20 protein-coding genes are annotated in these 20116 nt (G+C 72.2%); 11 read left to right on the top strand and 9 right to left on the bottom strand.

Going from position 1 to position 20116, the window contains the following annotated elements; all coding sequences use genetic code 11:
* Positions 1 to 30: 30 nt before the first annotated feature.
* Positions 31 to 1026 (bottom strand): LysR family transcriptional regulator, encoded by a 996-nt coding sequence (locus ACIQWR_RS02130; RefSeq protein ID WP_404004352.1) that lies wholly within the window; start codon positions 1024 to 1026, stop codon positions 31 to 33.
* A 212-nt stretch (positions 1027 to 1238) separates the two neighbouring features.
* Here ACIQWR_RS02130 and snpA point away from each other — a divergent pair, with 212 nt between their 5' ends.
* Positions 1239 to 1907 carry a snapalysin gene (gene snpA, locus ACIQWR_RS02125; RefSeq protein ID WP_404004350.1) on the top strand — a complete coding sequence of 223 codons (669 nt, stop codon included), beginning with the start codon at positions 1239 to 1241 and terminating at the stop codon, positions 1905 to 1907.
* Between the two features lie 159 nt (positions 1908 to 2066).
* Here the strand turns inward: snpA and ACIQWR_RS02120 are convergent, their stop codons facing one another.
* The 3 genes from ACIQWR_RS02120 to ACIQWR_RS02110 all read right to left on the bottom strand — a co-directional run bounded on the left by ACIQWR_RS02120 (position 2067) and on the right by ACIQWR_RS02110 (position 5308).
* Positions 2067 to 2651, bottom strand: a complete 585-nt coding sequence (locus ACIQWR_RS02120) for a GNAT family N-acetyltransferase (protein WP_404005018.1) — start codon at positions 2649 to 2651, stop codon at positions 2067 to 2069.
* 142 nt (positions 2652 to 2793) lie between these two features.
* Entirely contained in the window at positions 2794 to 3870 is a 1077-nt protein-coding gene (locus ACIQWR_RS02115; protein ID WP_404004348.1) for a family 2 encapsulin nanocompartment cargo protein polyprenyl transferase, read from the bottom strand.
* A gap of 25 nt (positions 3871 to 3895) precedes the next feature.
* Positions 3896 to 5308, bottom strand: a complete 1413-nt coding sequence (locus tag ACIQWR_RS02110; protein WP_404004346.1) for a family 2B encapsulin nanocompartment shell protein — start codon at positions 5306 to 5308, stop codon at positions 3896 to 3898.
* A 245-nt stretch (positions 5309 to 5553) separates the two neighbouring features.
* Between ACIQWR_RS02110 and ACIQWR_RS02105 the strand changes: the two genes are divergently transcribed.
* From ACIQWR_RS02105 to ACIQWR_RS02090, 4 genes are all read left to right on the top strand, one after another.
* On the top strand, positions 5554 to 6027 hold the full coding sequence (locus ACIQWR_RS02105; RefSeq protein WP_404004343.1) for an RrF2 family transcriptional regulator: 474 nt from the start codon (positions 5554 to 5556) through the stop codon (positions 6025 to 6027).
* Between the two features lie 153 nt (positions 6028 to 6180).
* Complete coding sequence (locus ACIQWR_RS02100) at positions 6181 to 7377, top strand: globin domain-containing protein (RefSeq protein ID WP_404004341.1); 1197 nt, start codon at positions 6181 to 6183, stop codon at positions 7375 to 7377.
* Positions 7378 to 7588: 211 nt separating this feature from the next.
* Entirely contained in the window at positions 7589 to 8179 is a 591-nt protein-coding gene (locus ACIQWR_RS02095; RefSeq protein ID WP_404004338.1) for an N-acetylmuramoyl-L-alanine amidase, read from the top strand.
* 57 nt (positions 8180 to 8236) lie between these two features.
* The gene (locus ACIQWR_RS02090; protein ID WP_404004336.1) at positions 8237 to 9151 is read left to right on the top strand and encodes a 1-aminocyclopropane-1-carboxylate deaminase/D-cysteine desulfhydrase; all 915 of its coding nucleotides are present in this window, start codon (positions 8237 to 8239) and stop codon (positions 9149 to 9151) included.
* 447 nt (positions 9152 to 9598) lie between these two features.
* Here the strand turns inward: ACIQWR_RS02090 and ACIQWR_RS02085 are convergent, their stop codons facing one another.
* Entirely contained in the window at positions 9599 to 11176 is a 1578-nt protein-coding gene (locus ACIQWR_RS02085) for a Na+/H+ antiporter (RefSeq protein WP_404004334.1), read from the bottom strand.
* Positions 11177 to 11231: 55 nt separating this feature from the next.
* On the opposite strand from ACIQWR_RS02085, the gene ACIQWR_RS02080 reads away from it, so the two are divergent.
* The 3 genes from ACIQWR_RS02080 (at position 11232) to ACIQWR_RS02070 (ending at position 13272) form a co-directional block, all read left to right on the top strand.
* Positions 11232 to 11492 carry a UBP-type zinc finger domain-containing protein gene (locus tag ACIQWR_RS02080; RefSeq protein WP_399262570.1) on the top strand — a complete coding sequence of 87 codons (261 nt, stop codon included), beginning with the start codon at positions 11232 to 11234 and terminating at the stop codon, positions 11490 to 11492.
* 215 nt (positions 11493 to 11707) lie between these two features.
* On the top strand, positions 11708 to 12121 hold the full coding sequence (locus ACIQWR_RS02075) for an anti-sigma regulatory factor (RefSeq protein ID WP_283448400.1): 414 nt from the start codon (positions 11708 to 11710) through the stop codon (positions 12119 to 12121).
* A complete protein-coding gene (locus ACIQWR_RS02070; protein WP_404004330.1) occupies positions 12118 to 13272 on the top strand; it encodes an RNA polymerase sigma factor SigF in 1155 nt (384 codons plus the stop codon). The genes ACIQWR_RS02075 and ACIQWR_RS02070 overlap by 4 nt, the downstream gene beginning before the upstream one ends.
* Positions 13273 to 13277: 5 nt before the next feature.
* Here ACIQWR_RS02070 and ACIQWR_RS02065 read toward each other — a convergent pair whose 3' ends face one another.
* Complete coding sequence (locus ACIQWR_RS02065; RefSeq protein ID WP_404004329.1) at positions 13278 to 13715, bottom strand: hypothetical protein; 438 nt, start codon at positions 13713 to 13715, stop codon at positions 13278 to 13280.
* 94 nt (positions 13716 to 13809) lie between these two features.
* Between ACIQWR_RS02065 and ACIQWR_RS02060 the strand changes: the two genes are divergently transcribed.
* Together ACIQWR_RS02060 and ACIQWR_RS02055 are read left to right on the top strand one after the other, a co-directional pair.
* Positions 13810 to 14778, top strand: a complete 969-nt coding sequence (locus ACIQWR_RS02060; RefSeq protein WP_354382403.1) for a diacylglycerol kinase family protein — start codon at positions 13810 to 13812, stop codon at positions 14776 to 14778.
* A gap of 319 nt (positions 14779 to 15097) precedes the next feature.
* Entirely contained in the window at positions 15098 to 15355 is a 258-nt protein-coding gene (locus tag ACIQWR_RS02055) for a WhiB family transcriptional regulator (RefSeq protein ID WP_004937597.1), read from the top strand.
* 200 nt (positions 15356 to 15555) lie between these two features.
* Here the strand turns inward: ACIQWR_RS02055 and ACIQWR_RS02050 are convergent, their stop codons facing one another.
* Together ACIQWR_RS02050 and ACIQWR_RS02045 are read right to left on the bottom strand one after the other, a co-directional pair.
* The gene (locus ACIQWR_RS02050; protein WP_399262976.1) at positions 15556 to 17025 is read right to left on the bottom strand and encodes a sensor histidine kinase; all 1470 of its coding nucleotides are present in this window, start codon (positions 17023 to 17025) and stop codon (positions 15556 to 15558) included.
* Positions 17026 to 17376: 351 nt separating this feature from the next.
* Positions 17377 to 17994, bottom strand: coding sequence for a TetR/AcrR family transcriptional regulator (locus ACIQWR_RS02045; RefSeq protein WP_404004327.1), 618 nt, complete (start codon positions 17992 to 17994; stop codon positions 17377 to 17379).
* A gap of 82 nt (positions 17995 to 18076) precedes the next feature.
* Here ACIQWR_RS02045 and ACIQWR_RS02040 point away from each other — a divergent pair, with 82 nt between their 5' ends.
* Positions 18077 to 18838, top strand: coding sequence for an SDR family oxidoreductase (locus ACIQWR_RS02040; RefSeq protein WP_404004325.1), 762 nt, complete (start codon positions 18077 to 18079; stop codon positions 18836 to 18838).
* A 10-nt stretch (positions 18839 to 18848) separates the two neighbouring features.
* Here ACIQWR_RS02040 and ACIQWR_RS02035 read toward each other — a convergent pair whose 3' ends face one another.
* A complete protein-coding gene (locus ACIQWR_RS02035; RefSeq protein WP_404004322.1) occupies positions 18849 to 19895 on the bottom strand; it encodes an SIS domain-containing protein in 1047 nt (348 codons plus the stop codon).
* Between the last annotated feature and the right edge of the window lie 221 nt (positions 19896 to 20116).

Below are 20116 nucleotides of genomic sequence, written 5' to 3'. Positions count from 1 at the left end.
CGCGCCGGCGTCGCCGCCGGTGAAGAATCGTTACGCCGCTTCGGCTTCCGCCTCCGCGCCGGCGCCGGTCCCGACGCCCGCCCCCACCTCCACGTCCGCCTCCAGCAACGGGCTCTCGTGGTGGTGGAGCCAGGCGCGGTACGGCGGGGTGCCCAGCGCCGCCTCGCGGTAGGCCGCGCGCAGGTCCTCGTAGACCTCCGCGTGCGCCCCGGGACTGGTGGCCAGCAGCAGGCGCACCGCGAGCGGGTCCCCGTACAGCGGGCGGATCGCCATGTCCTCGCGCGGCCCGGAGGTCGGCTGGCAGGGGGCGACCGCCTCGCCGGAGACGATCAGCGACGCGGCGGTGTGGTAGTCGGCGTGGAGCACCGGGGGGTGCAGTCCGGCGCCCGCGAGGACCCGCCGCAGCCCGTCCCACTCGCCGTCGACGGAGGGGTCCACCGTCCACCGGTCGGTGGCGAACTCCCGTAGTTCCACCACCGGCCGGCTGGCCGCCGGATGGTCCCGCGCCATCGAGACGAACTGCGGCTCGCGCTCCATCAGCACGTGCACCTCCAGCCCCTGCGGCACCCGCAGCGGGAAGCCCTCCACCTCGTGCACGAAGGCCACGTCAAGCTGTCCCGAAGCCACCATCCGCAGCAGCGCGTTGGCCGAGACGTCCACCACGAGCGAGGTGTCGGTGTCCGGCAGCCGCCGGTGCAGCCTGCGCAGCCAGCCCGGCAGCGCGCTGCTGGCGGTCGAACCGATCCGCAGCCGCGGCCCGTGGGCGAGCGCCCGCGCCTCGGCCACCAGGGCCGCCATGTCCTCCAACAGGGGTCTCGCGCGGCCGAGTACGGTCCGTCCGAAGGGAGTGGGCCGGCACCCCGTGCGCTCGCGCAGGAACAGCTCGCCGTCCAGGGCCCTCTCGATCCGGCGCAGTTGGGTCGTCAGGGAGGGCTGGCTCACCCCGAGCTGCCGCGCCGCCTTGTGCAGGCTGCCGGCGTCGGCGATGGCGCACAGCGCGCGCAAGTGCCTCACCTCGAGCTCCATGTCCCGAGAGTAGGGCGGCCCCCGTGGACCGCACCAGCCACTGATAGCCCCCCGAATCCCGCCATTCTCACGGAAGTTGCCCTGCCGAAATCTCGCCGATAGTTCCGGGCTATCGGCCGCTGACATCATCCGCCGCCCGGTCCGGCTCCCGCAGACTCCGGTACCGAACGACCCTCCACCCCCCACCGCACCGGATGAGCAGGAGCCCCCACATGCGCCACTCCCGACGAACCGTGCTCGCCTCCGCCGCAGGACTCGGCCTCGCCGCGGCCCTCGGCGTCCTCCCCGCCACCAGCGCGAGCGCCGCCCCGGCCGCCGCCCCCACCGGCAGCCCGGCGTCGTACGCGGCCTACGAGCGTTCCACGGAGAACGCGAACGCCAACCGCGCCTTCTTCGAGGCCGTGCAGCGCTCGGTCGCCGAGCAGCGCGCCGCGAGCCCGGGCCTGATGGCCGTCACGGTCACCTACAACACCCGTAACGCGCCCAGCTTCCGCAGCCAGATATCCCGCTCCACGCAGATCTGGAACTCCTCCGTCTCCAACGTCAAGTTGCAGGAGGTGTCCTCGGGCGGGAACTTCTCGTACTACGAGGGCAACGACCAGCGCGGCTCGTACGCCAGCACGGACGGGCACGGCCGGGGCTACATCTTCCTCGACTACGCGCAGAACCAGCAGTACAACTCCACCCGCGTGACCGCCCACGAGACCGGGCACGTCCTCGGGCTGCCGGACCACTACTCGGGCCCGTGCAGCGAGTTGATGTCGGGCGGCGGGCCCGGCACGTCGTGTCAGAACACCAACCCGAACTCCGCCGAGCGCTCCCGCGTGAACCAGCTGTGGGCCAACGGACTCGTCGCTTCGGGCCTCGGCACCAAGGGCTGATCGGGCCGGCCGCACGGGGGGCGGCCCGGGTTCCCGCCAGGGACCCGGGCCGTCCGCGGCCGCCGGATCGGACCGTCCGGCTCCTTGAGCGAGCGCTCCTGCCCCACCAGGGCGCCGCTCAGGAGCACCCTCGCGCCCCCTCCGCGAACGGGTCGCGGATCAGCGCGACTTGCGCCACATCGGCCACATCGGCGGGCCGTCGGGCAGCCGCACCGGGGTGCCCGTGAACTCCCACCCGAGCCGCTCGTAGAGCCGCATGCTCCGCTCGCTGCTGGCCTCCAGGTACGCCGCCACGCCGTCCCGGTCGCAGCGCTCCAGCACGGGACGGATCAACTCGGTGCCCAGCCCCTCGCCCTGCCGGTCCGGGTCGACCGCGATCATGAGCAGGTACTCGTGCTCCTCGGACGTGGGGTGCACCTCGCCCATGAGCCGGCCCACCAGCTCGCACCGCTCGTTGTCCGGGTCCGCGGCCTCGCGCATGCGCGCCGGCACCTCGTCCTCGCCCTCCGGTTCGCCGGCCGGGATCCGCAGCCACAGCGCCGCGGCCGAGCCGTCGGTCGCGATGTCGATCCGCCCCTCGGCCAGCGCCACGTCGACGAAGACGCCGAGGAACGCGGCGTGCACGGCGCGCCGGTGCTCCGGTTCCGGGAAGACCCAGGTGCTGACCGGATCGTCGAAGAAGGCCGCGTCGAGCAGTCGCGCCACCGCGTCCCGGTCGCCCGGCCCGCCGGCGCGTATCTCCATGACCGTCTCCGCACCCATCAGCCTCACCTTTCGCCACGCGTAACAACCTTGCGTGATCCTAGAGTTGGGCCGGGGCAGCGGAAAGGCCGGTTCCGGCACCTTGCGGTACCGGAACCGGCCTCCTGCCGCCCGCCGGCGCGGCTCAGCGCGTCCGGCGGGTCACGAACTCGGCCAGGGCCAGCAGCCCGTCCGCCGCCCCGGGATCCGGCACGGCCCGGGCGAGCTGCTGCACGGCCCGTCCCATCCGGTCGGCGGCATGGGCCTGCGCCCAGTCCCGCCCGCCGGCCCGCTCCACCGCGTCCGCCGCCCGGCGCACGTCGGCCGCCTCCATCGGGCCGGCGTACAGGGCGGCCAGTTCGGCTCCCGCCGCGGTGCCCGAGGTGAGGGCGGCCACGACGGGCAGGGACTTCTTGCGCGCCTTCAGATCGGCGCCCGCGGGCTTGCCGGTGTGCTCCGGGTCCCCCCAGATGCCGATCAGGTCGTCGATCAGCTGGAAGGCCAGGCCGGCCTCCCGGCCGAAGGCGTCCATCGCGTCGACCTCCTCGGGGCCGGCCCCGGCGTAGAGCGCCCCGAGGGCGCAGGCGCACCCCAGCAGCGCCCCGGTCTTGGCCATCGCCATGGACAGGCACTCGTCGAGCGAGACGCGCTCGCGGCGCTCGAAGCCGATGTCCGCCTGCTGACCGCCGCACAGTTCGATGACGCAGGCCGAGAGCCGGGCCGAGGCCCGCCCCGAGGCCGGGTGGGGATCTTCCGCGAGCTGCTGGAGCGCCAGCGCCATCATCGCGTCACCGGAGATGATGGCCTCCGGCACCCCGAAGACGCTCCAGGCGGTGGCCCGGCCGCGCCTGCGCACGTCCTCGTCGATCACGTCGTCGTGCAACAGGGTGAAGTTGTGCGCCAGTTCCACCGCGATGGCCGCCGGTACGGCGTCCTCCGCGTGCCCGCCCAGCGCCTGGGCGGACGCGAGGACCAGGGCGGGCCGGATGGCCTTGCCCGCCTGGCCCGCGGCCGGGGTCCCGTCGGCCTGCTCCCAGCCGAAGTGGTACATGGCCACGCTGCGCATCGACCCGGGCAGGCCCTCGACCGTACGGCGCAGCCGCGGGTTGACCGTTTCTCTTGTTCTGGCCAGCAGGAGCGCGGCTTCCTGCCCGTCGCCGGGCGGCGCCTCCGGGCCGGTCGCCGCCCCCTCGCCGACCGGCCGTTCCTCGGTGGCCGTCATGCCGTCGTCTCCCCGGGCCGCCGGCTCAGCGCCAGCGCCCGATCTCGACGTTCTCCAGCACGCCGAGGGCGTCCGGCACCAGGACCGCGGCCGAGAAGTAGGCGGTGACCAGGTAGGAGATGATCGCCTGCTCGCTGATCCCCATGAACCGGACCGACATGCTCGGCTCGATCTCGTCGGGGATCCCGGGCTGGTGCAGGCCGATCACACCGCCGTCGTCCTCGCCGGTGCGCATGCAGAGGATGGAGGTCGTACGGGCGTCACTGACCGGGATCTTGCTGCTCGGGAAGATCGGCACGCCGCGCCAGGACGGCACCCGGTGGCCACCGATGTCGATCGACTCCGGGTACAGGCCGCGCTTGTTGCACTCGCGGCCGAAGGCGGCGATGGCCTTGGGGTGGGCGAGGAACATCTTGGACCCGCGGCGCATGCTGAGCAGCTGGTCCATGTCGTCGGGGCTGGGGGCGCCGTCGTGCGGCTGGATCCGCTGGTCGTACTCGGCGTTGTGGAGCAGGCCGAACTCGCGATTGTTGATCATTTCGAATTCCTGGCGCTCGCGCAGCGCCTCGACCGTGAGCCGCAACTGCTCCTCGGTCTGGTTCATCGGCTGGTTGTAGAGGTCCGCGACGCGGGTGTGCACCCGCAGGACGGTCTGGGCGATGCTGAGCTCGTACTCGCGGGGCCTGGCCTCGTAGTCCACGAAGGTGCCGGGCAGGACGGCCTCGCCGCGGTGACCGGCGGAGAGGTCGATGGCGGCCTCGCCGTGCTTGTTGGTGTCGTGGGCCGGCTGGGAGCGCACCTGCTCGACGTGGGCCCGGAGCGAGTCCACCCGGTCGGCGAGCAGCTGGAAGTCCTGGCGGGACAGGACGAGCGCGGTGCCGGAGGTGGCGGCGCGGGCGGTGTACTCCCAGATCGCCTCGTCGTCGGTGAGCGCGCCCTCCCCGAAGTACGCGCCGTCGGCGACCGTGCGCAGGACGGCGTCCTCGCCGTAGGGACCCGGGCCGATCTGGTCGATCCGGCCGTGGGCGAGCAGGAACACCCGGTCCGCGCTGTTGCCGAAGGAGGTCAGCTCCTGGCCGACCTCGAAGTCGATCTGCTGGCAGCGCTGGGCGAGCTCGGTGAGGACGTCGAGGTCCTCGTACTCGCGCAGCAGGGGCAGTTCACCGAGCTCGGCCGGGATCACCTGGACCTGGGTACCGGTCTTGATGAACTCCACGCGGCCGTCGCCGACGGTGTAGGTGAGGCGGCGGTTCACCCGGTAGGTGCCACCCTGCACCGAAACCCACGGCAGCATCTTCAGCAGCCACCGCGAGGTGATCTCCTGCATCTGCGGCTTGGACTTGGTGGTGGTTGCCAAGTTCCGCGCGGCTGCTGTCGCGAGACTGCGCTGCGGCTGCTGAGGCTGGGCCTCGGACTCGGAACCTGCCTGGACCGACATGTGTTTCCCTTTCGATCACTCCATGGGTCTGCGAGTGAAGCCTTGCAGCACGGAGTGTGGTGGGACCATTACACAAAAGGGTGGGACTACTCCGTCCGGGGGATGGGCATGGTGATGGGTCCCCACACGCCCCACGCCCCTCTGGGACCCCATCGGTTCCAGCCACCTCCCCCTCCCGCCCCGAGCCGCCGCCACCCACCGCCTTTAATTTGCCTGGCAGATGCAAGTTTTCTAGAGTGGGCGGCATGCGCCTCACCCGATTCACCGACCTGGCACTGCGCGTCCTGATGCGCCTGGCCGTCGAGGAGACGGACCTCCCCACCACCCGCGAGGTGGCGGCCGCGATGGAGGTGCCCTACACGCACACCGCCAAGGTGGTCGCGAAACTGCAGCACCTGGGGCTGGTCGAGGCGCGGCGCGGGCGCGGCGGCGGGCTGACGCTGACGGCCGCCGGGCGCTCGGCATCGGTCGGCGGGATCGTCCGCGAGCTGGAGGGGGCGGGGGACGTCGTCGACTGCGACGGCACGGTCCCGTGCCCGCTGCGCTCCGCGTGCATCCTGCGCGGCGCGCTGCGCCGGGCCCAGGAGGCCTTCTTCGCCGCACTGGACCCGCTGACGGTGAACAGCCTGGTGGCGGCCCCGACCGGGCCGCTCCTCCTGGGCCTGGGCAGCGGCGCCACGGTCGCAGCCATCCCGGGGGCCCAAAGTCCCGGGCGATGAGGGCCGGTTGGCCGATACGGGACGGCCGTCCGGCTGCCTAGCCTGATCCCGAGGGGTCGTTCGAACGGAATTCCGCACCGCGGTGGAGTTCCCTTCACCCTTAAATATGAGTTTCATATACCACTTACGGTATCCACTACGCGAGGTGCACCAGTGCTGTCCGAGAAGTCGACCACCACCGTCCGAGCCACCCTGCCCGCCGTCGGGGCGGCGATCGGCGACATCACGGAGCTCTTCTACACGAAGCTGTTCGCCGCCCACCCGGAGCTGCTGCGCGACCTCTTCAACCGCGGCAACCAGGCCGCCGGCCTGCAGAAGCAAGCGCTGGCCGGCTCCATAGCCGCCTTCGCCACCCACCTGGTGGAGCACCCGGACGTGCGCCCCGACGTGATGCTGCACCGCATCGCCCACAAGCACGCCTCGCTCGGCGTCACCCGCGAGCAGTACCCGGTCGTCCACACCCACCTCTTCGCCGCCATCGTCGAGGTCCTGGGCGAGGCCGTCACCCCCGAGGTGGCCGCGGCCTGGGACGAGGTCTACTGGCTGATGGCGAACGCCCTCATCGCCATCGAGGAGCGCCTGTACGCCGAGCAGCGGGTCATCGCCGGCGACGTCTGGCGCGAGTGGACCGTCGCCGACCGGACCGAGGAGACCGCGGACTGCGCCACCTTCCACCTCGTCCCCGCCGACGGCGCCCCGGCGCCGGACTTCAAGCCCGGCCAGTACGTCTCCGTCCAGGTCGCCCTCGCCGACGGCGCGCGCCAGATCCGCCAGTACAGCCTCTCCAGCGCCCCCGGCGCACCCACCCGCTCCCTCACCGTCAAGCGGGTGCACGGCCCGGCGGCCGCGGGCCCCGACGGCGAGGTCTCCGGACACCTACACGCCCACGTCCGCCCCGGTGACCGGCTGCGCGTCTCGGCGCCCTACGGCGACCTGGTCCTGCGCGACCCCGGGGCGCCGTTGCTGCTCGCCTCGGCGGGGATCGGCTGCACCCCGATGCTGTCGATGCTGGCGCACCTCGCCGACACCGGCCACGCGGCCCCCGTCACCGTCGTGCACGCCGACCGCTCCCCCGCCGACCACGCGCTGCGCACCGACCACCGGGCGGTCGCGGGCAAGCTCGCCGGCCCCGAGGCCCTGTTCTGGTACGAGGCGGAGCCCGAGGCCGGCGACCGCGCGGGCCGGGTCGACCTGACGGACGTCCCCGTCGCCCCCGGCACGCAGGCGTACCTCTGCGGACCGCTGCCCTTCATGCGGGCGGTGCGGGAGCAGCTGCTGGCCAAGGGCGTGGCGGCGGCCGACGTCCACTACGAGGTGTTCGGGCCCGACCTGTGGCTCGCCGCGGCCTGACGCCGCCGGGGCCACAAGGGGCGCGAGGGGTGTGCGGGATGCGAGGGGTGTGCGGGGCAGCCGGGGACAGAGTCCGACTGTCCGGATCGGCTCGCACACGACTCGTACGCCGTACGAACGACCTGGCTCCGCGAGGATCGCCTCCGCTACACCCGTTGCGTAACGAGACGGACACTCAAGGTGACCGTCGCGCACCGCAAAGGAGGTGGCCGTGGCCGCACCCATGTCCGCGGACCGGTTCATCAGGGCACTACGCGGCGAGGAACTGACCGTCGTCGAAGTCGGCTCCTGGCGCACGCACAACCGCAACCACAAGGGCCCCTGGGGCCCCGTCAACGGCGTGATGATCCACCACACCGTCACCCACGGGGCCGAGCACACCGTCGAGATCTGTCGCGACGGCTACGACGAGCTTCCCGGCCCGCTGTGCCACGGGGTCATCACCAAGGACGGCACGGTCCACCTCGTGGGCTACGGCCGCGCCAACCACGCGGGGGCCGGCGACCGGGACGTCCTGGCCGCGGTGATCGCCGAGAAGGCGCTGCCGCCGGACGACCGGGCCGACACCGACGGCAACTCCCGCTTCTACGGGTTCGAGTGCGAGAACCTCGGCGATGGCGAGGACCCCTGGCCCGAGGTCCAGCTCGACGCCATCGCCCGCGCGGCGGCGGCCCTCTGCCGGGTGCACGGGTGGACCGCCCGCTCGGTCATCGGCCACCTCGAATGGCAGCCGGGCAAGATCGACCCGAAGGGGTTCACGATGCGGTCGATGCGGGACCGCGTCACCGAGCTCCTGAAATGACCCCCCGGGGCGCGGGCCGCCGGCCCGCGCCCCGGCCACTGCGCACACAATGGGTGGGTGAGCCACCCAGTCGACCCCGACCCCGCCGACCTCCTCCGGGCCCGACCGCCGTCACCGCTGGTCGAGGTGTGCGACGACCGGTTCGAGCGGTACGGCGTACGGCTGCTGCTGAAGCGGGACGACCTGGTCCATCCGGAGCTCCCCGGCAACAAGTGGCGCAAGCTCGCGCCGAACCTGCGGGCCGCGCTGGCCGGGGGGTACGGGTCCCTCGTGACCTTCGGCGGGGCCTACTCGAACCACCTGCGGGCCACCGCCGCGGCGGGGCGGCTCGTCGGGATGTCGACGGTCGGGGTGGTCCGCGGTGACGAACTGGCCGACCGCCCCCTGAACCCCTCCCTGGCCCGGTGCGCGGCGGACGGCATGCGGCTGCACTTCGTGGCCCGGTCGGCGTACCGGCGCAAGGCGGAGCCGCGGGTGCTGGCCGGGCTGCTGGCCGATGCCGGTGCGGCGGGGGCGTACGTCGTCCCCGAGGGCGGCAGCAACGCCCTCGCCCTGGCGGGCTGCGCCGAGCTGGGCGGCGAGCTGCGGGGGCTGACGGACGTGGCGGCCGTGGCGTGCGGCACGGGCGGGACCCTGGCGGGGCTGGCGGCCGGGCTCGGCGCCGGGCAGCGGGCGCTGGGTGTGCCGGTGTTGCGGGGCGGGTTCCTGGCGGCGGAGATACGTTCCTTGCAGGCGGCGGCGTACGGGGGGCCGCGGGGGGTGTGGAGCCTGGCCGAGGACTACCACCACGGGGGGTACGCGAAGGTGCCGGCCGAGCTGGCGGACTTCGCGGCCGACTTCGAGGGGCGGCACGGGGTGCCGGTCGAGCGGGTGTACGTGGCGAAGCTCCTGTGGGCCCTGACCCACCTCCTCCCCGGCGGCACCTTCCCCCCGACCACCCGCCTGACGGCCGTCATCACCGGCCACCCCTGACCCGCCCGGGGTGTGTCCTCAATCGCCGGACGGGCTGACTCTGGCCCGGCACCCGCCGCCCCGGGTGTGTCCTCAATCGCCGGACGGGCTGGATCGCGCCCGGGCCCCCAGGCGAGCCGATTCGGGCCCGGCCCGAACCGCCTCCGGCGGGTCCTCAATCGCCGGACGGGCTGACTCTGGCCCGGCGGTCGGCGCCTCGGGTGTGTCCTCAAACGCCGGACGGGCTGAATGGGCCCGGCGCCGGACGTCTCCGACGAGGGTGCCCACATCAGCCCGTCCGGCGTTTGAGGACACACCCGAGGCAGCGACCCGGCCGCGCCGACCCGGTGGCCGAATCAGCCCGTCCGGCGTTTGAGGACACGCCGGAGGCAGAGCCGGCACGGGGGGGGCAGCCCGGCCGCTCGGGGCCGATCCAGCCCGTCCGGCGATTGAGGACGCGGGGCCCGGCTAGGCCTCCTCGCGGTAGGCCGCCGCTTCCTCCAGGTCCAGCCGCCGCAGCAACGCACGGAGCATCTCGTCGTCGATACGCCGCCGGTCGCGCAGGGACACGAAGACCTCCCGCTCGGCCGCGATCATCTCCCGCGCCAACCGCCGGTAGACGTCGTCCGCCGACTCCCCCGTCACCGCGTTGACCTCGCCCAACCGCTCCCACACCGCGTTGCGCCGCCGCTCCAGCACCGTCCGCAGCCGTTCGGCCAGCGGCGGCGGCAACGCGTTCGACGGCTCGGCCAGCAGCTCGGCGAGCCGCTCCTCCGCCGCCCGCGAGGCCTCGCTCTGGGCCTGCGCCTCGGCCAGGGTCTCCGCGTGCGCGTCCCGCGGCGGCAGCCGCAGCAGCCGGATCAGCGGCGGCAGCGTCAGCCCCTGGACCACCAGGGTGGCGATCACCGTCGTGAAGGTCAGGAACAGGATCAGGTTCCGGTGCGGCACCGAGATCGGCACGGAGAAGGCGATGGCCAGCGACACCACCCCCCGCATCCCGGCCCACCCCACGACCACCGGCGCCTTCCAGTTCGTGTCCGTTTCCCGGCCCCGGATCCGCCCCGAGAGCATCCGCGGCAGGAAGGTGGCGGGGAACACCCAGGCGAACCGCGCGAGGACCACCACCAGGAAGACGAACACCGCGTACCAGGCCGCCGCCGCGCCCTCGTACTGCGCCAGCCCCTTCAGGACCACCGGCAGCTGGAGCCCGATCAGCGCGAAGACCACCGACTCCAGCACGAAGGCGACCACCCGCCACACCGCCTCCTCCTGGAGCCGGGTGGCGAAGTCGACCTGCCAGTTCCGGTGCCCCAGGTACAGGCCGACGACCACCACGGCCAGCACTCCGGAGGCGTGCACCCGCTCGGCCGCCGCGTACGCCACGAAGGGGATCAGCAGCGACAGCGTGTTCTGCAGCAGCGGTTCCCGCAGCCGGGTGCGCAGGTGATGGATCGGCACCATCAGCACCAGGCCGACGCCGACCCCGCCGACCGAGGCCAGCAGGAATTCCGTGATGCCCTCCGACCAGCCCGCGCCGACGCCGACCACCGCGGCCAGCGCCACCTTGTAGGCGGTGATCGCGGTGGCGTCGTTGACCAGGGACTCCCCCTGGAGGATGGTCGTCATCCGGTTGGGCAGACCGAGCCGGCGCGCGATCGCCGTGGCCGCCACCGCGTCCGGCGGCGCGATCACCGCGCCCAGCACCAGCGCCACCGGCAGCGAGAGGTCCGGTACGACCAGGTAGGCGGCGTACCCCACCGCCACCGTCGCGAAGAGCACGTAGCCCACCGAGAGCAGCGCGACCGGCCGCAGATTGGCCCGCAGGTCCAGGTACGAGCTGTCCACGGCCGCGGTGTGCAGCAGCGGCGGGAGCAGCAGCGGCAGCACGATGTGCGGATCGAGGGCGTAGGACGGCACGCCCGGGACGTACGCGGCGATCAGCCCCGCGGCGACGAGCAGCAGCGGCGCCGGGATCGGGGTCCGGCGGGCCAGCCCTGCAACGGCGGCACTCCCCGCCACCAGTGCCACCAGCGGCAATACCTCCATCGAAGATCCATTCTGAGTCGTCGCGCGCCCGCACCGTCGTCGTACGCTGGCCATCATGAGCGAGTGCACCCACGTTCCCGAACTGCCGCGCCCCGAGCCCGTCCCGCTTGCCCCCACCTGTCCCGAATGCGAGGCACTGGGCAGTCATCCGGTCCAGCTGCGGCTGTGCCTGGAGTGCGGCAACGTGGCCTGCTGCGACTCCTCGCCGCACCGGCACGCGACGGCGCACCACGAGAAGACCGGGCATCCGGTGATGCGCAGCTTCGAACCGGGCGAGAGCTGGCGCTGGTGTTTCGTCGACGGTTCGATCGTCTGAGGAGGGGTAGGTCAACCCTCTGCCGGTTCCCCCGATTTGGGCCCGCAGACCCCTAGCCACTGTGCGTACCTATTGGCCTACCATCAGTCACCGGTCGTAGGCGGGGGTGTTCCGAGGGTGCTCTGCCGTCGGTCCGTGAGGGGTGCCGCGACACGATCGCCCGGATCGCGATAGCGTCACCGGCGAACACAGCTCGTACCACCTTGGAGGTGAGGGTGTCCCAGATCGCAGGCGAGCCCGGGACCCAGGACTTCGTGGAAGTCCGGCTGCCGGCTGCGGGTGCCTACCTGTCGGTGCTGCGTACGGCCACGGCCGGACTCGCAGCACGTTTGGACTTCACCCTCGACGAGATCGAGGACCTCCGCATCGCGGTGGACGAAGCCTGCGCGATCCTGCTCCAGCAGGCCGTGCCAGGATCCGTCCTCAGCTGCGTCTTCCGCTTGGTGGAAGGCTCGCTGGAGGTGACCGTCTCGGCGCCGACCACGGACGGACGTGCGCCGGAGCGCGACACGTTCGCCTGGACGGTGCTGTCGGCCTTGGCCGGCAAGGTCGAGGCCACGGTCGAGGAGGACCGCACGGTCAGCATCAGTCTCTACAAACAGCGCGGCGCGGGACCAGGCCCGGCGTGAGCGGCGGGGAGACCCCGGTACGGGGCGGGGAACGGCCCCGAGTACGACATGAGGTCGACGGCGGCATCCCGGAGCAGCACAACGCCCGGCCGCACCCGGCCGAGGCGGATGCGGAAGACGGCTTTTCGGACTCGGCGGAGCGACGGGCGGGCCCCATGAGCGAGACCCAGCAGGACGAGCCACAGCACGACGGGCCACGGGACGACCGGCCGCTGGAGGCCGCCGCGGACGGCGTCACGGACGGTGTCACGGACGACGTGGCGGCACGGACGGATCCGGACGCGGCGGCGGACACGGGCGCGGACGCCGCGGCGGCGGCCGTGGCCGCCGCCGTCCTGGCCTCCGACATCGTGACGGAGCCCGAGGAGGTGCGGGAGGTCCGCGACACGCGCGACCCGCGCGACCGCAGTGCCGCCCGGGCCCTCTTCGTTCAACTCCGCACCCTCCCGGAGGGTTCCCCGGAGCGGGCGGAGCTGCGCAACCGGCTGGTCCGGATGCACCTGCCCCTGGTCGAGCACCTGGCGCGGCGCTTCCGCAACCGCGGGGAGCCGCTGGACGACCTGACCCAGGTGGCGACGATCGGCCTGATCAAGTCGGTGGACCGCTTCGACCCCGAGCGCGGGGTCGAGTTCTCGACGTACGCCACCCCGACGGTGGTCGGCGAGATCAAGCGGCACTTCCGCGACAAGGGCTGGGCGGTACGGGTCCCCCGGCGCCTCCAGGAGCTGCGCCTGGCCCTGACCACGGCCACCGCGGAGCTCTCGCAGCAGCACCAGCGCTCGCCCACCGTGCACGAACTGGCGGAGCGCCTCGGGATCTCCGAGGAGGACGTGCTGGAGGGCCTGGAGTCGGCCAACGCCTACAGCACCCTCTCGCTCGACGTCCCGGACACGGACGACGAGTCCCCGGCGGTCGCGGACACGCTGGGCTCGGAGGACGAGGCGCTGGAGGGCGTCGAGTACCGCGAGTCCCTCAAGCCGCTCCTGGAGGGGCTGCCGCCGCGGGAGAAGCGGATCCTGCTGCTGCGGTTCTTCGGCAACATGACCCAGTCGCAGATCGCGCAGGAGGTCGGCATCTCGCAGATGCACGTGTCCCGGCTGTTGGCCCGCACCCTGGCCCAGCTCCGGGAGAAGCTCCTCGTCGAGGAGTAGGACGCTCAGGCGGCGTCGCGCGGCCCGATGCCCAGGGCCTGCGTCGTCGCCGGGTGGACCAGCAGGGCGACGACGGCCACCGCCGTCAGCACCAGCGCGATCCCGGCGGCCATCATCGCGCCCCCGGTGTTGAACAGCGTCCACGCCACCGGCAGCGCCATCAGTTGGGTGATCAGCGCCGGGCCGCGGCTCCAGCGGCGGCCCAGGCGCAGCCCCCGCGCCGCGATCAGCGGCAGCGCGGCGAGCGCCAACAGGGTGATCCCGCCGGTCTCGGCCTGCTGCGGGGAGTCCGGGTTCCCGGCGATGCCCACGAACAGCATGTAGACGCCGAGCCCGGCCAGGGCCAGGCCCTCCAGCGCGGTGAGCGCGGCGGCGGCGGTCAGCCGGCCGCCCGGGGTGGCGGCGGCGGACGGTCCGGGGGCGGGGGTCTGCTTCGTACTCACCCCAGCAGGGTAGCCGCGCGCCGCGGGCCCCTGACCTGACGGTCCCGACCGGGCAGTGCGGTGAGCATTACTGGGGGTGGGTAGTCTGCTGCTCATGCGTGCACTTCTCGTGGCCAACCCAGCAGCGACGACCACCAGTGCGCGCACGCGTGACGTCTTGACCCACGCCCTCGCCAGCGAGATGAAGCTGGAAGCGATCACCACCGAGTACCGCGGGCACGCCCGGGACCTGGGACGGCAGGCCGCCGAGAGCGACGACATCGACCTCGTGGTGGCCCTGGGCGGCGACGGCACGGTCAACGAGGTGGTCAACGGACTGCTGCACAACGGGCCGGATCCGGACTCCCTGCCCCGACTGGCCGTGGTGCCGGGCGGCTCCACGAACGTCTTCGCCCGCGCCCTGGGCCTGCCCAACGACGCGGTCGAGGCGACCGGCGCGTTGCTGGACGCGCTGCGCGAGCGCCGGGAGCGGACGGTCGGCCTGGGTCTGGCGGAGGGCGCGCCGGGCACGGAGGACGAATCGGTGCCGGCCCGCTGGTTCACGTTCTGTGCCGGATTCGGCTTCGACGCGGGCGTCGTCGGCCGGGTGGAACAGCAGCGGGAGCGCGGCAAGCGTTCGACGCATGCCCTGTATGTACGACAGCTCCTGCGCCAATTCTTCGAGGAACCGAACCGGCGGCACGGCACGGTCACGCTGGAACGCCCCGGCGCGGATCCCGTGACGGACCTGGTGCTGTCGATAGTGTGCAACACGTCACCCTGGACGTACCTGGGTAATCGGCCCCTCTACGCCTCCCCCGAGGCGTCTTTCGATACTGCGCTTGACGTACTCGCGCTCGACCGTTTGTCAACTCCGTCGGTCGCTCGCTACGCGACACAGCTCCTGACCTCGACTCCTGAGCGGGGTCCGCACGGGAAGCACGCGGTGTCCCTGCACGATCTGACCGACTTCACCTTGCATTCGAAGGTCCCGCTCCCCTTCCAGATGGACGGAGACCACCTCGGTCTGCGCACCAGCGTTCGGTTCACAGGCGTACGCCGTGCACTGCGTGTGATTGTGTGAGTAGAAGGGCCGAAAGTCCTTCCACTCGAACGTTTTAACGTCGGTCCACCCCTAGGAAGTACGGCTGTGACCTACTAGACACCGACGAATCCAAAAAAACTTTCCGGAAGGGGTTGTATCCCCGTCCGAGGTTTGCGAATCTCTACATGGCGATCGGGACAGCCCGCAGAACCCGGCACCCACACAGATCGCCAGAACCCCTCCACGAAACACGGACCGCACCAGGAAACTGGGCGTCGGCCCTTCCCCCATCAGGGGATTCGTGAAAGCGTTCACATTCACAAGCAACCTGCCCGCAATACAAGGAGATGGAGCAGCCATGGACTGGCGTCACAACGCCGTTTGCCGCGAAGAAGACCCCGAGCTCTTCTTCCCCATCGGCAACACCGGTCCTGCGCTGCTGCAGATCGAGGAAGCCAAGGCCGTCTGCCGCCGTTGCCCCGTCATGGAGCAGTGCCTGCAGTGGGCGCTCGAGTCCGGTCAGGACTCCGGCGTCTGGGGCGGTCTCAGCGAGGACGAGCGCCGCGCGATGAAGCGCCGCGCCGCTCGCAACCGGGCGCGCAACGCAACCGCCTGATTTCGACTTTCGAGCCTCGAGCCGCAGCGCGTAGTACCCCGCATCAGCGCTCAGCACCATGCTCTTGAGCCCCGGACCGATAACCAATCGGTCCGGGGCTCAGTGCTGTGCCCCGCGCGATCGACCGGACGGTCGGACGGGCCGTGGGCACCCTGGTCACGCACGGTCACATGAGGGATCTGGTCACGCGGTGTGACGGGTCACTTCTGCGGGCTGGCCGGTATGTCCAGGACGACCTTGGTGCCGCGCGTCTCCCCCGCCACCATGTCGAAGGTGCCGCCGAGCTCGCCCTCGACCAGGGTCCGTACGATCTGCAGTCCGAGATTGCCGGCCCGCTGGGGGTCGAAGCCCTCGGGCAGACCGCACCCGTCGTCGAGCACGGTGATCAGTAGGCGCGCGTCGTCGCGACGGCTGCCGCTGCGTAGCGCGGTCACCTCGACGGTGCCGCCCTCGCCCTGGACGAAGGCGTGTTCCAGTGCGTTCTGGAGGATTTCCGTCAGCACCATCGACAGCGGCGTCGCCACTTCGGCGTCCAGGATGCCGAAGCGGCCCGTGCGGCGGCAGGCCACGTTGCCCGGGGAGATCTCGGCGACCATCGCGATGACACGGTCGGCGATCTCGTCGAACTCGACCCGCTCGTCCAGGTTCTGAGACAGCGTCTCATGGACGATCGCGATCGAACCGACCCGGCGCACCGCCTCGTTGAGCGCCTCGCGCCCCTGCGCGGAATCCATCCGGCGGGCCTGCAACCGCAGCAGCGCGGCCACCGTCTGGAGGTTGTTCTTCACCCGGTGGTGGATCTCCCGGATGGTCGCGTCCTTCGTGATCAATTCCCGTTCGCGACGGCGCAGTTCGGTGACGTCGCGGCACAGGACCAGCGAGCCGATCCGGGTGCCCTTGGGCTTGAGCGGGATGGCGCGCAGCTGGATGACCCCGGTGCTGCCCTCGACCTCGGTCTCGCGCGGGGCCCAGCCGCTGGCCAGCTTGACCAGGGCCTCGTCCACCGGGCCCCGGGAGGGGGCGAGTTCGGCCGTGGTGTTGCCCAGGTGCTGGCCCACCAGGTCGGAGGCGAGACCGAGCCGGTGGTAGGCCGAGAGGGCGTTGGGGGACGCGTACGTCACCACGCCCTCCGCGTCGAGCCGGATCAGGCCGTCGCCGACCCGGGGCGAGGCGTCCATGTCGACCTGCTGCCCCGGGAAGGGGAAGGAGCCCGCCGCGATCATCTGCGCGAGGTCGGAGGCGGACTGGAGGTAGGTCAGCTCCAGCCGGCTCGGTGTACGCACAGTGAGCAGGTTGGTGTTGCGGGCGATCACGCCGAGGACGCGACCCTCGCGCCGGACGGGGATCGACTCGACGCGGACCGGCACCTCCTCGCGCCACTCCGGGTCGCCCTCGCGCACGATCCGGCCCTCGTCGAGGGCCGCGTCCAGCAGCGGGCGGCGGCCGCGCGGCACCAGGTGGCCGACCATGTCGTCCTGGTAGGAGGTGGGACCGGTGTTCGGGCGCATCTGGGCGACCGAGACGTAGCGGGCGCCGTCCAGGGTGGGGACCCACAGGACCAGGTCCGCGAAGGAGAGGTCGGAGAGCAGCTGCCACTCCGAGACCAGCAGATGGAGCCACTCCAGGTCGGTTTCACTGAGAGCGGTGTGCTGGCGTACGAGGTCGTTCATGGAGGGCACGCTGCGAGGGTACCCCGGGCTCGGGCCATGACTTTCCCCACCGGGATTACCCAGGAGTACCCAGGAGCGGTCGACTCCGCGTAATGTTGGAGGAAGTGACGGGAACCAAGGACCCGCCATTGGATGGACAGAACAGAATGGTCTAGTCCACAATTGCCGAAGAGCTTCCGCCCTCCCCGCACAGGAGGACGGATCGAGGTAAGCCGCGCGTTCTGCCCTGACCGCGTCGGCACCTCCCACCGGCCGCCGGGCACCGCACACCCGACCGGCCGTAAGTACTCCGGGCTGCGGTGCCGGACGGGCTGAGGGTCCCGTCCCGGCACCGTGGCCCAGAGGAATGCGTCAGGGTCGCACGGTCGTCGAGGATTCCTCCGGCCAGGCCGCCATCGCGAGCGCCGCCACCGCTTCCAGCTCCGCCCGGGTCGCCCCGTCGCGCGACTGCTGCGACATCCCCTGGAGCACCGCCCCGCTGTACCGCGCCAGCGCCCTCGCGTCGGTGTCCGCGGCCAGCGTCCCGGTGGCGACGTCCGCCCGGATCCGGCTCTCGAACAACGTCAGGTTGGCCTCGCGCCTCACCCGTAGCGCTTCGGCCACCTCGTCGGCGGTGGTGTTGACGGCCGCGCTGATCACCAGGCAGCCCGGCGGGTGGGCCGGGTCGGTGTAGACCTCGGCCGCCTCGTGCAGGATCCGCGCCACGGCCGCGCGGGCCGTGGGCTCCTCGCTCAGGGCCACCGCCGCGAAGTCCCCGTACCGGCTTCCGTAGACCACCACGACCTCGTCGAAGAGCTTGCGCTTGTCGCCGAAGGCCGCGTAGAGACTGGGCGCGCCGATCCCGAGGGCGCGGGTCAGGTCCGCGATGGAGGTCGCCTCGTAGCCGCGCTCCCAGAAGGCGAACATCGCCTTGTCGAGGGCTTCGCCACGGTCGAAGGAGCGGGGCCTGCCGCGCTGTCCGGTCACCATGGGTCGATTCTATAGCGGGCGCTATGAAATCTGATACGGTCCTTTCTGTAGCGACCGCTAGCAATTATGGAGGGGGACACCCATGGGCGTGCTCGAAGGCAGGACGGCGCTGGTCACGGGCGGTAGTCGGGGGATCGGACGGGCGGTGGCGCAGCGGCTGGCCAGGGACGGGGCGCTCGTGGCCGTGCACTACGGACACGACGGGGACGCGGCCGCGGAGACGGTCGCCGCGATCACGGCGACGGGCGGTCGGGCCTTCGCCATCCGCGCGGAATTCGGGGTGCCGGGCGACGCACAGGCGCTCTGGGCGGCGTACGACGCGCATCCGGAGCACACCGAGGGCGTCGACATCCTGGTCAACAACGCGGGGGCCGCCACCTTCGCGGGGATCGAGGACACCGACGAGGAGACCTGGGACCGGGTCCAGGCGGTCAACGCGAAGGCGCCGTTCTTCGTCATCAAGCACGGGCTGTCGCGGCTGCGCGACGGCGGTCGGATCGTGAACGTGACGGGCACCCCGGACATCGCGCTGCCGGCCATCTTGGCCACGATCACCGCCAAGGGCGCCGTGAACGCGCTGACCCGCTCGCTGGCCGCGCACCTCGCGCCGCGCGGCATCACCGTGAACTCGGTGGGTCCGGGGATCACCGCGACCGACCTGAACGCGGCCTGGCTCGCCGATCCGGCGGCCCGGGCGCACGCGGCCTCCCGCTCCGTCTTCGACCGGGTGGGCACGGCGGCGGAGATCGCCGACGTGGTGGCCTTCCTGGCCTCGGCGGATTCCCGCTGGGTGACCGGCCAGCACCTGAACGCGACGGGCGGTCTCCAGCTGGCCCTGCTGTAGCGACGCAGCACTAGTGGGTCTCGGTGACCTTCGCCAGGGCGCGCGGGGCGTCCGGGTCCTGACCCCGGGCGATGGTCACCTCGTGGGCCAGCAGTTGGAGCGGCAGGATCTCCAGCAGCGGCTGGAGGGCCTCCGGGACGCCGTCGCCGGGCAGTGCGAATCCGCTGGTGGCGGCGGCGACGCGGGCCGGTGAACCGATCACGCAGAGGTCGGCGCCGCGCCCGCGCAGCCGGTCCAGGACCGGTTGCAGGGCCTCGCCGCCGCGCCCGTCGGGGACCACCGCGATCACCGGGAAGATGTTGTCGACCATGGCGAGCGGGCCGTGCAGCAGGTCGGCGCCGGAGTAGGCGAGGGCGGCGATGTACGTCGTCTCCATCAGCTTGAAGGCGGCCTCCCGGGCCGTCGGGTAACCGAATCCGCGCGAGGTGACGACCATCCGCTCGGCGAAGCGGTACCGGGCGGCCAGGGTGCGCACCTCGTCGCGCCGGGCCAACACCTCCTCGGCGAGCGCGGGCAGCCCGCGGGCCGCCGGGACGCCGTCCGCCTCCCGCAGGGCCTCGCTGAAGAGGTACAGGGCGAGGAGGGAGGCGGTGTACGACTTGGTCGCGGGCAGCGCCTTCTCCGGGCCGGCCAGTACGTCGATGCGGTGCTCGCAGACGGCGGCGAGCCCGGAGTCGGGGTTGTTGGTGACGGCCAGGGTCACGGCGCCGGCGGCGCGGGCGGCGCGGGCGGAGGCGATCAGGTCGGGCGAGCTGCCGGACTGGCTGATGGCGATGACCAGCACCCCGTCGAGGCGGGGGCGGGAGCCGTAGGCGGTGACCGTGGACATCGAGCTCAGCCCGCAGGGCAGGCCGTGGTCGACCTCCAGGAGGTACTTCGCGTAGAGCGCGGCGTGGTCGGAGCTGCCGCGGGCGGCGAGCAGCACGAAGCGGGGGCGCTGCGCGGCGATGGCCCGGGCGGTTTCGCGGATCGGGGTGGCGGCGTGGGTGAGGATGCGTTGCCAGGTCGCGGGCTGCTGGCCGATCTCGGCGGCCATCATCGTCCCGGGTCGTTCCATCCCCCCAGTCTCCCCCTCCCGCCCCGGCCGGGCCCGCCGACGCGTGAGGCCCCGCCGCCATATCGCCTGCCGCGCTGGCCAACGCCCCCATATCAGCCTCGCTGGCGTGCGAGGCGCCGCCATTTCAGCCCGCCGCGCCGGCCAACGCCGCCATATCCAGCCTCGCCGGCGTTTGAGGCGCCGCCGGAGGCAACGGGAGCCGCGCGGCGATCGAGTGCGGG

The organism is Streptomyces sp. NPDC098789 (assembly GCF_044759975.1).
GTDB lineage: Bacteria > Actinomycetota > Actinomycetes > Streptomycetales > Streptomycetaceae > Streptomyces.
The sequence above is the reverse complement of the archived record's forward strand: the minus strand, read 5'-3'. Positions and strand labels throughout refer to the sequence as shown.

Bases quoted from the DNA above. Each gene is read 5' to 3' on its own strand.
- ACIQWR_RS02130 (WP_404004352.1), bottom strand. From the start codon at position 1,026: ATGGAGCTCGAGGTGAGGCACTTGCGCGCGCTGTGCGCCATCGCCGAC.
- snpA (WP_404004350.1), top strand. From the start codon at position 1,239: ATGCGCCACTCCCGACGAACCGTGCTCGCCTCCGCCGCAGGACTCGGC.
- ACIQWR_RS02120 (WP_404005018.1), bottom strand. From the start codon at position 2,651: ATGGAGATACGCGCCGGCGGGCCGGGCGACCGGGACGCGGTGGCGCGA.
- ACIQWR_RS02115 (WP_404004348.1), bottom strand. From the start codon at position 3,870: ATGACGGCCACCGAGGAACGGCCGGTCGGCGAGGGGGCGGCGACCGGC.
- ACIQWR_RS02110 (WP_404004346.1), bottom strand. From the start codon at position 5,308: ATGTCGGTCCAGGCAGGTTCCGAGTCCGAGGCCCAGCCTCAGCAGCCG.
- ACIQWR_RS02105 (WP_404004343.1), top strand. From the start codon at position 5,554: ATGCGCCTCACCCGATTCACCGACCTGGCACTGCGCGTCCTGATGCGC.
- ACIQWR_RS02085 (WP_404004334.1), bottom strand. From the start codon at position 11,176: ATGGAGGTATTGCCGCTGGTGGCACTGGTGGCGGGGAGTGCCGCCGTT.
- ACIQWR_RS02080 (WP_399262570.1), top strand. From the start codon at position 11,232: ATGAGCGAGTGCACCCACGTTCCCGAACTGCCGCGCCCCGAGCCCGTC.
- ACIQWR_RS02060 (WP_354382403.1), top strand. From the start codon at position 13,810: ATGCGTGCACTTCTCGTGGCCAACCCAGCAGCGACGACCACCAGTGCG.
- ACIQWR_RS02055 (WP_004937597.1), top strand. From the start codon at position 15,098: ATGGACTGGCGTCACAACGCCGTTTGCCGCGAAGAAGACCCCGAGCTC.
- ACIQWR_RS02050 (WP_399262976.1), bottom strand. From the start codon at position 17,025: ATGAACGACCTCGTACGCCAGCACACCGCTCTCAGTGAAACCGACCTG.
- ACIQWR_RS02045 (WP_404004327.1), bottom strand. From the start codon at position 17,994: ATGGTGACCGGACAGCGCGGCAGGCCCCGCTCCTTCGACCGTGGCGAA.
- ACIQWR_RS02040 (WP_404004325.1), top strand. From the start codon at position 18,077: ATGGGCGTGCTCGAAGGCAGGACGGCGCTGGTCACGGGCGGTAGTCGG.
- ACIQWR_RS02035 (WP_404004322.1), bottom strand. From the start codon at position 19,895: ATGGAACGACCCGGGACGATGATGGCCGCCGAGATCGGCCAGCAGCCC.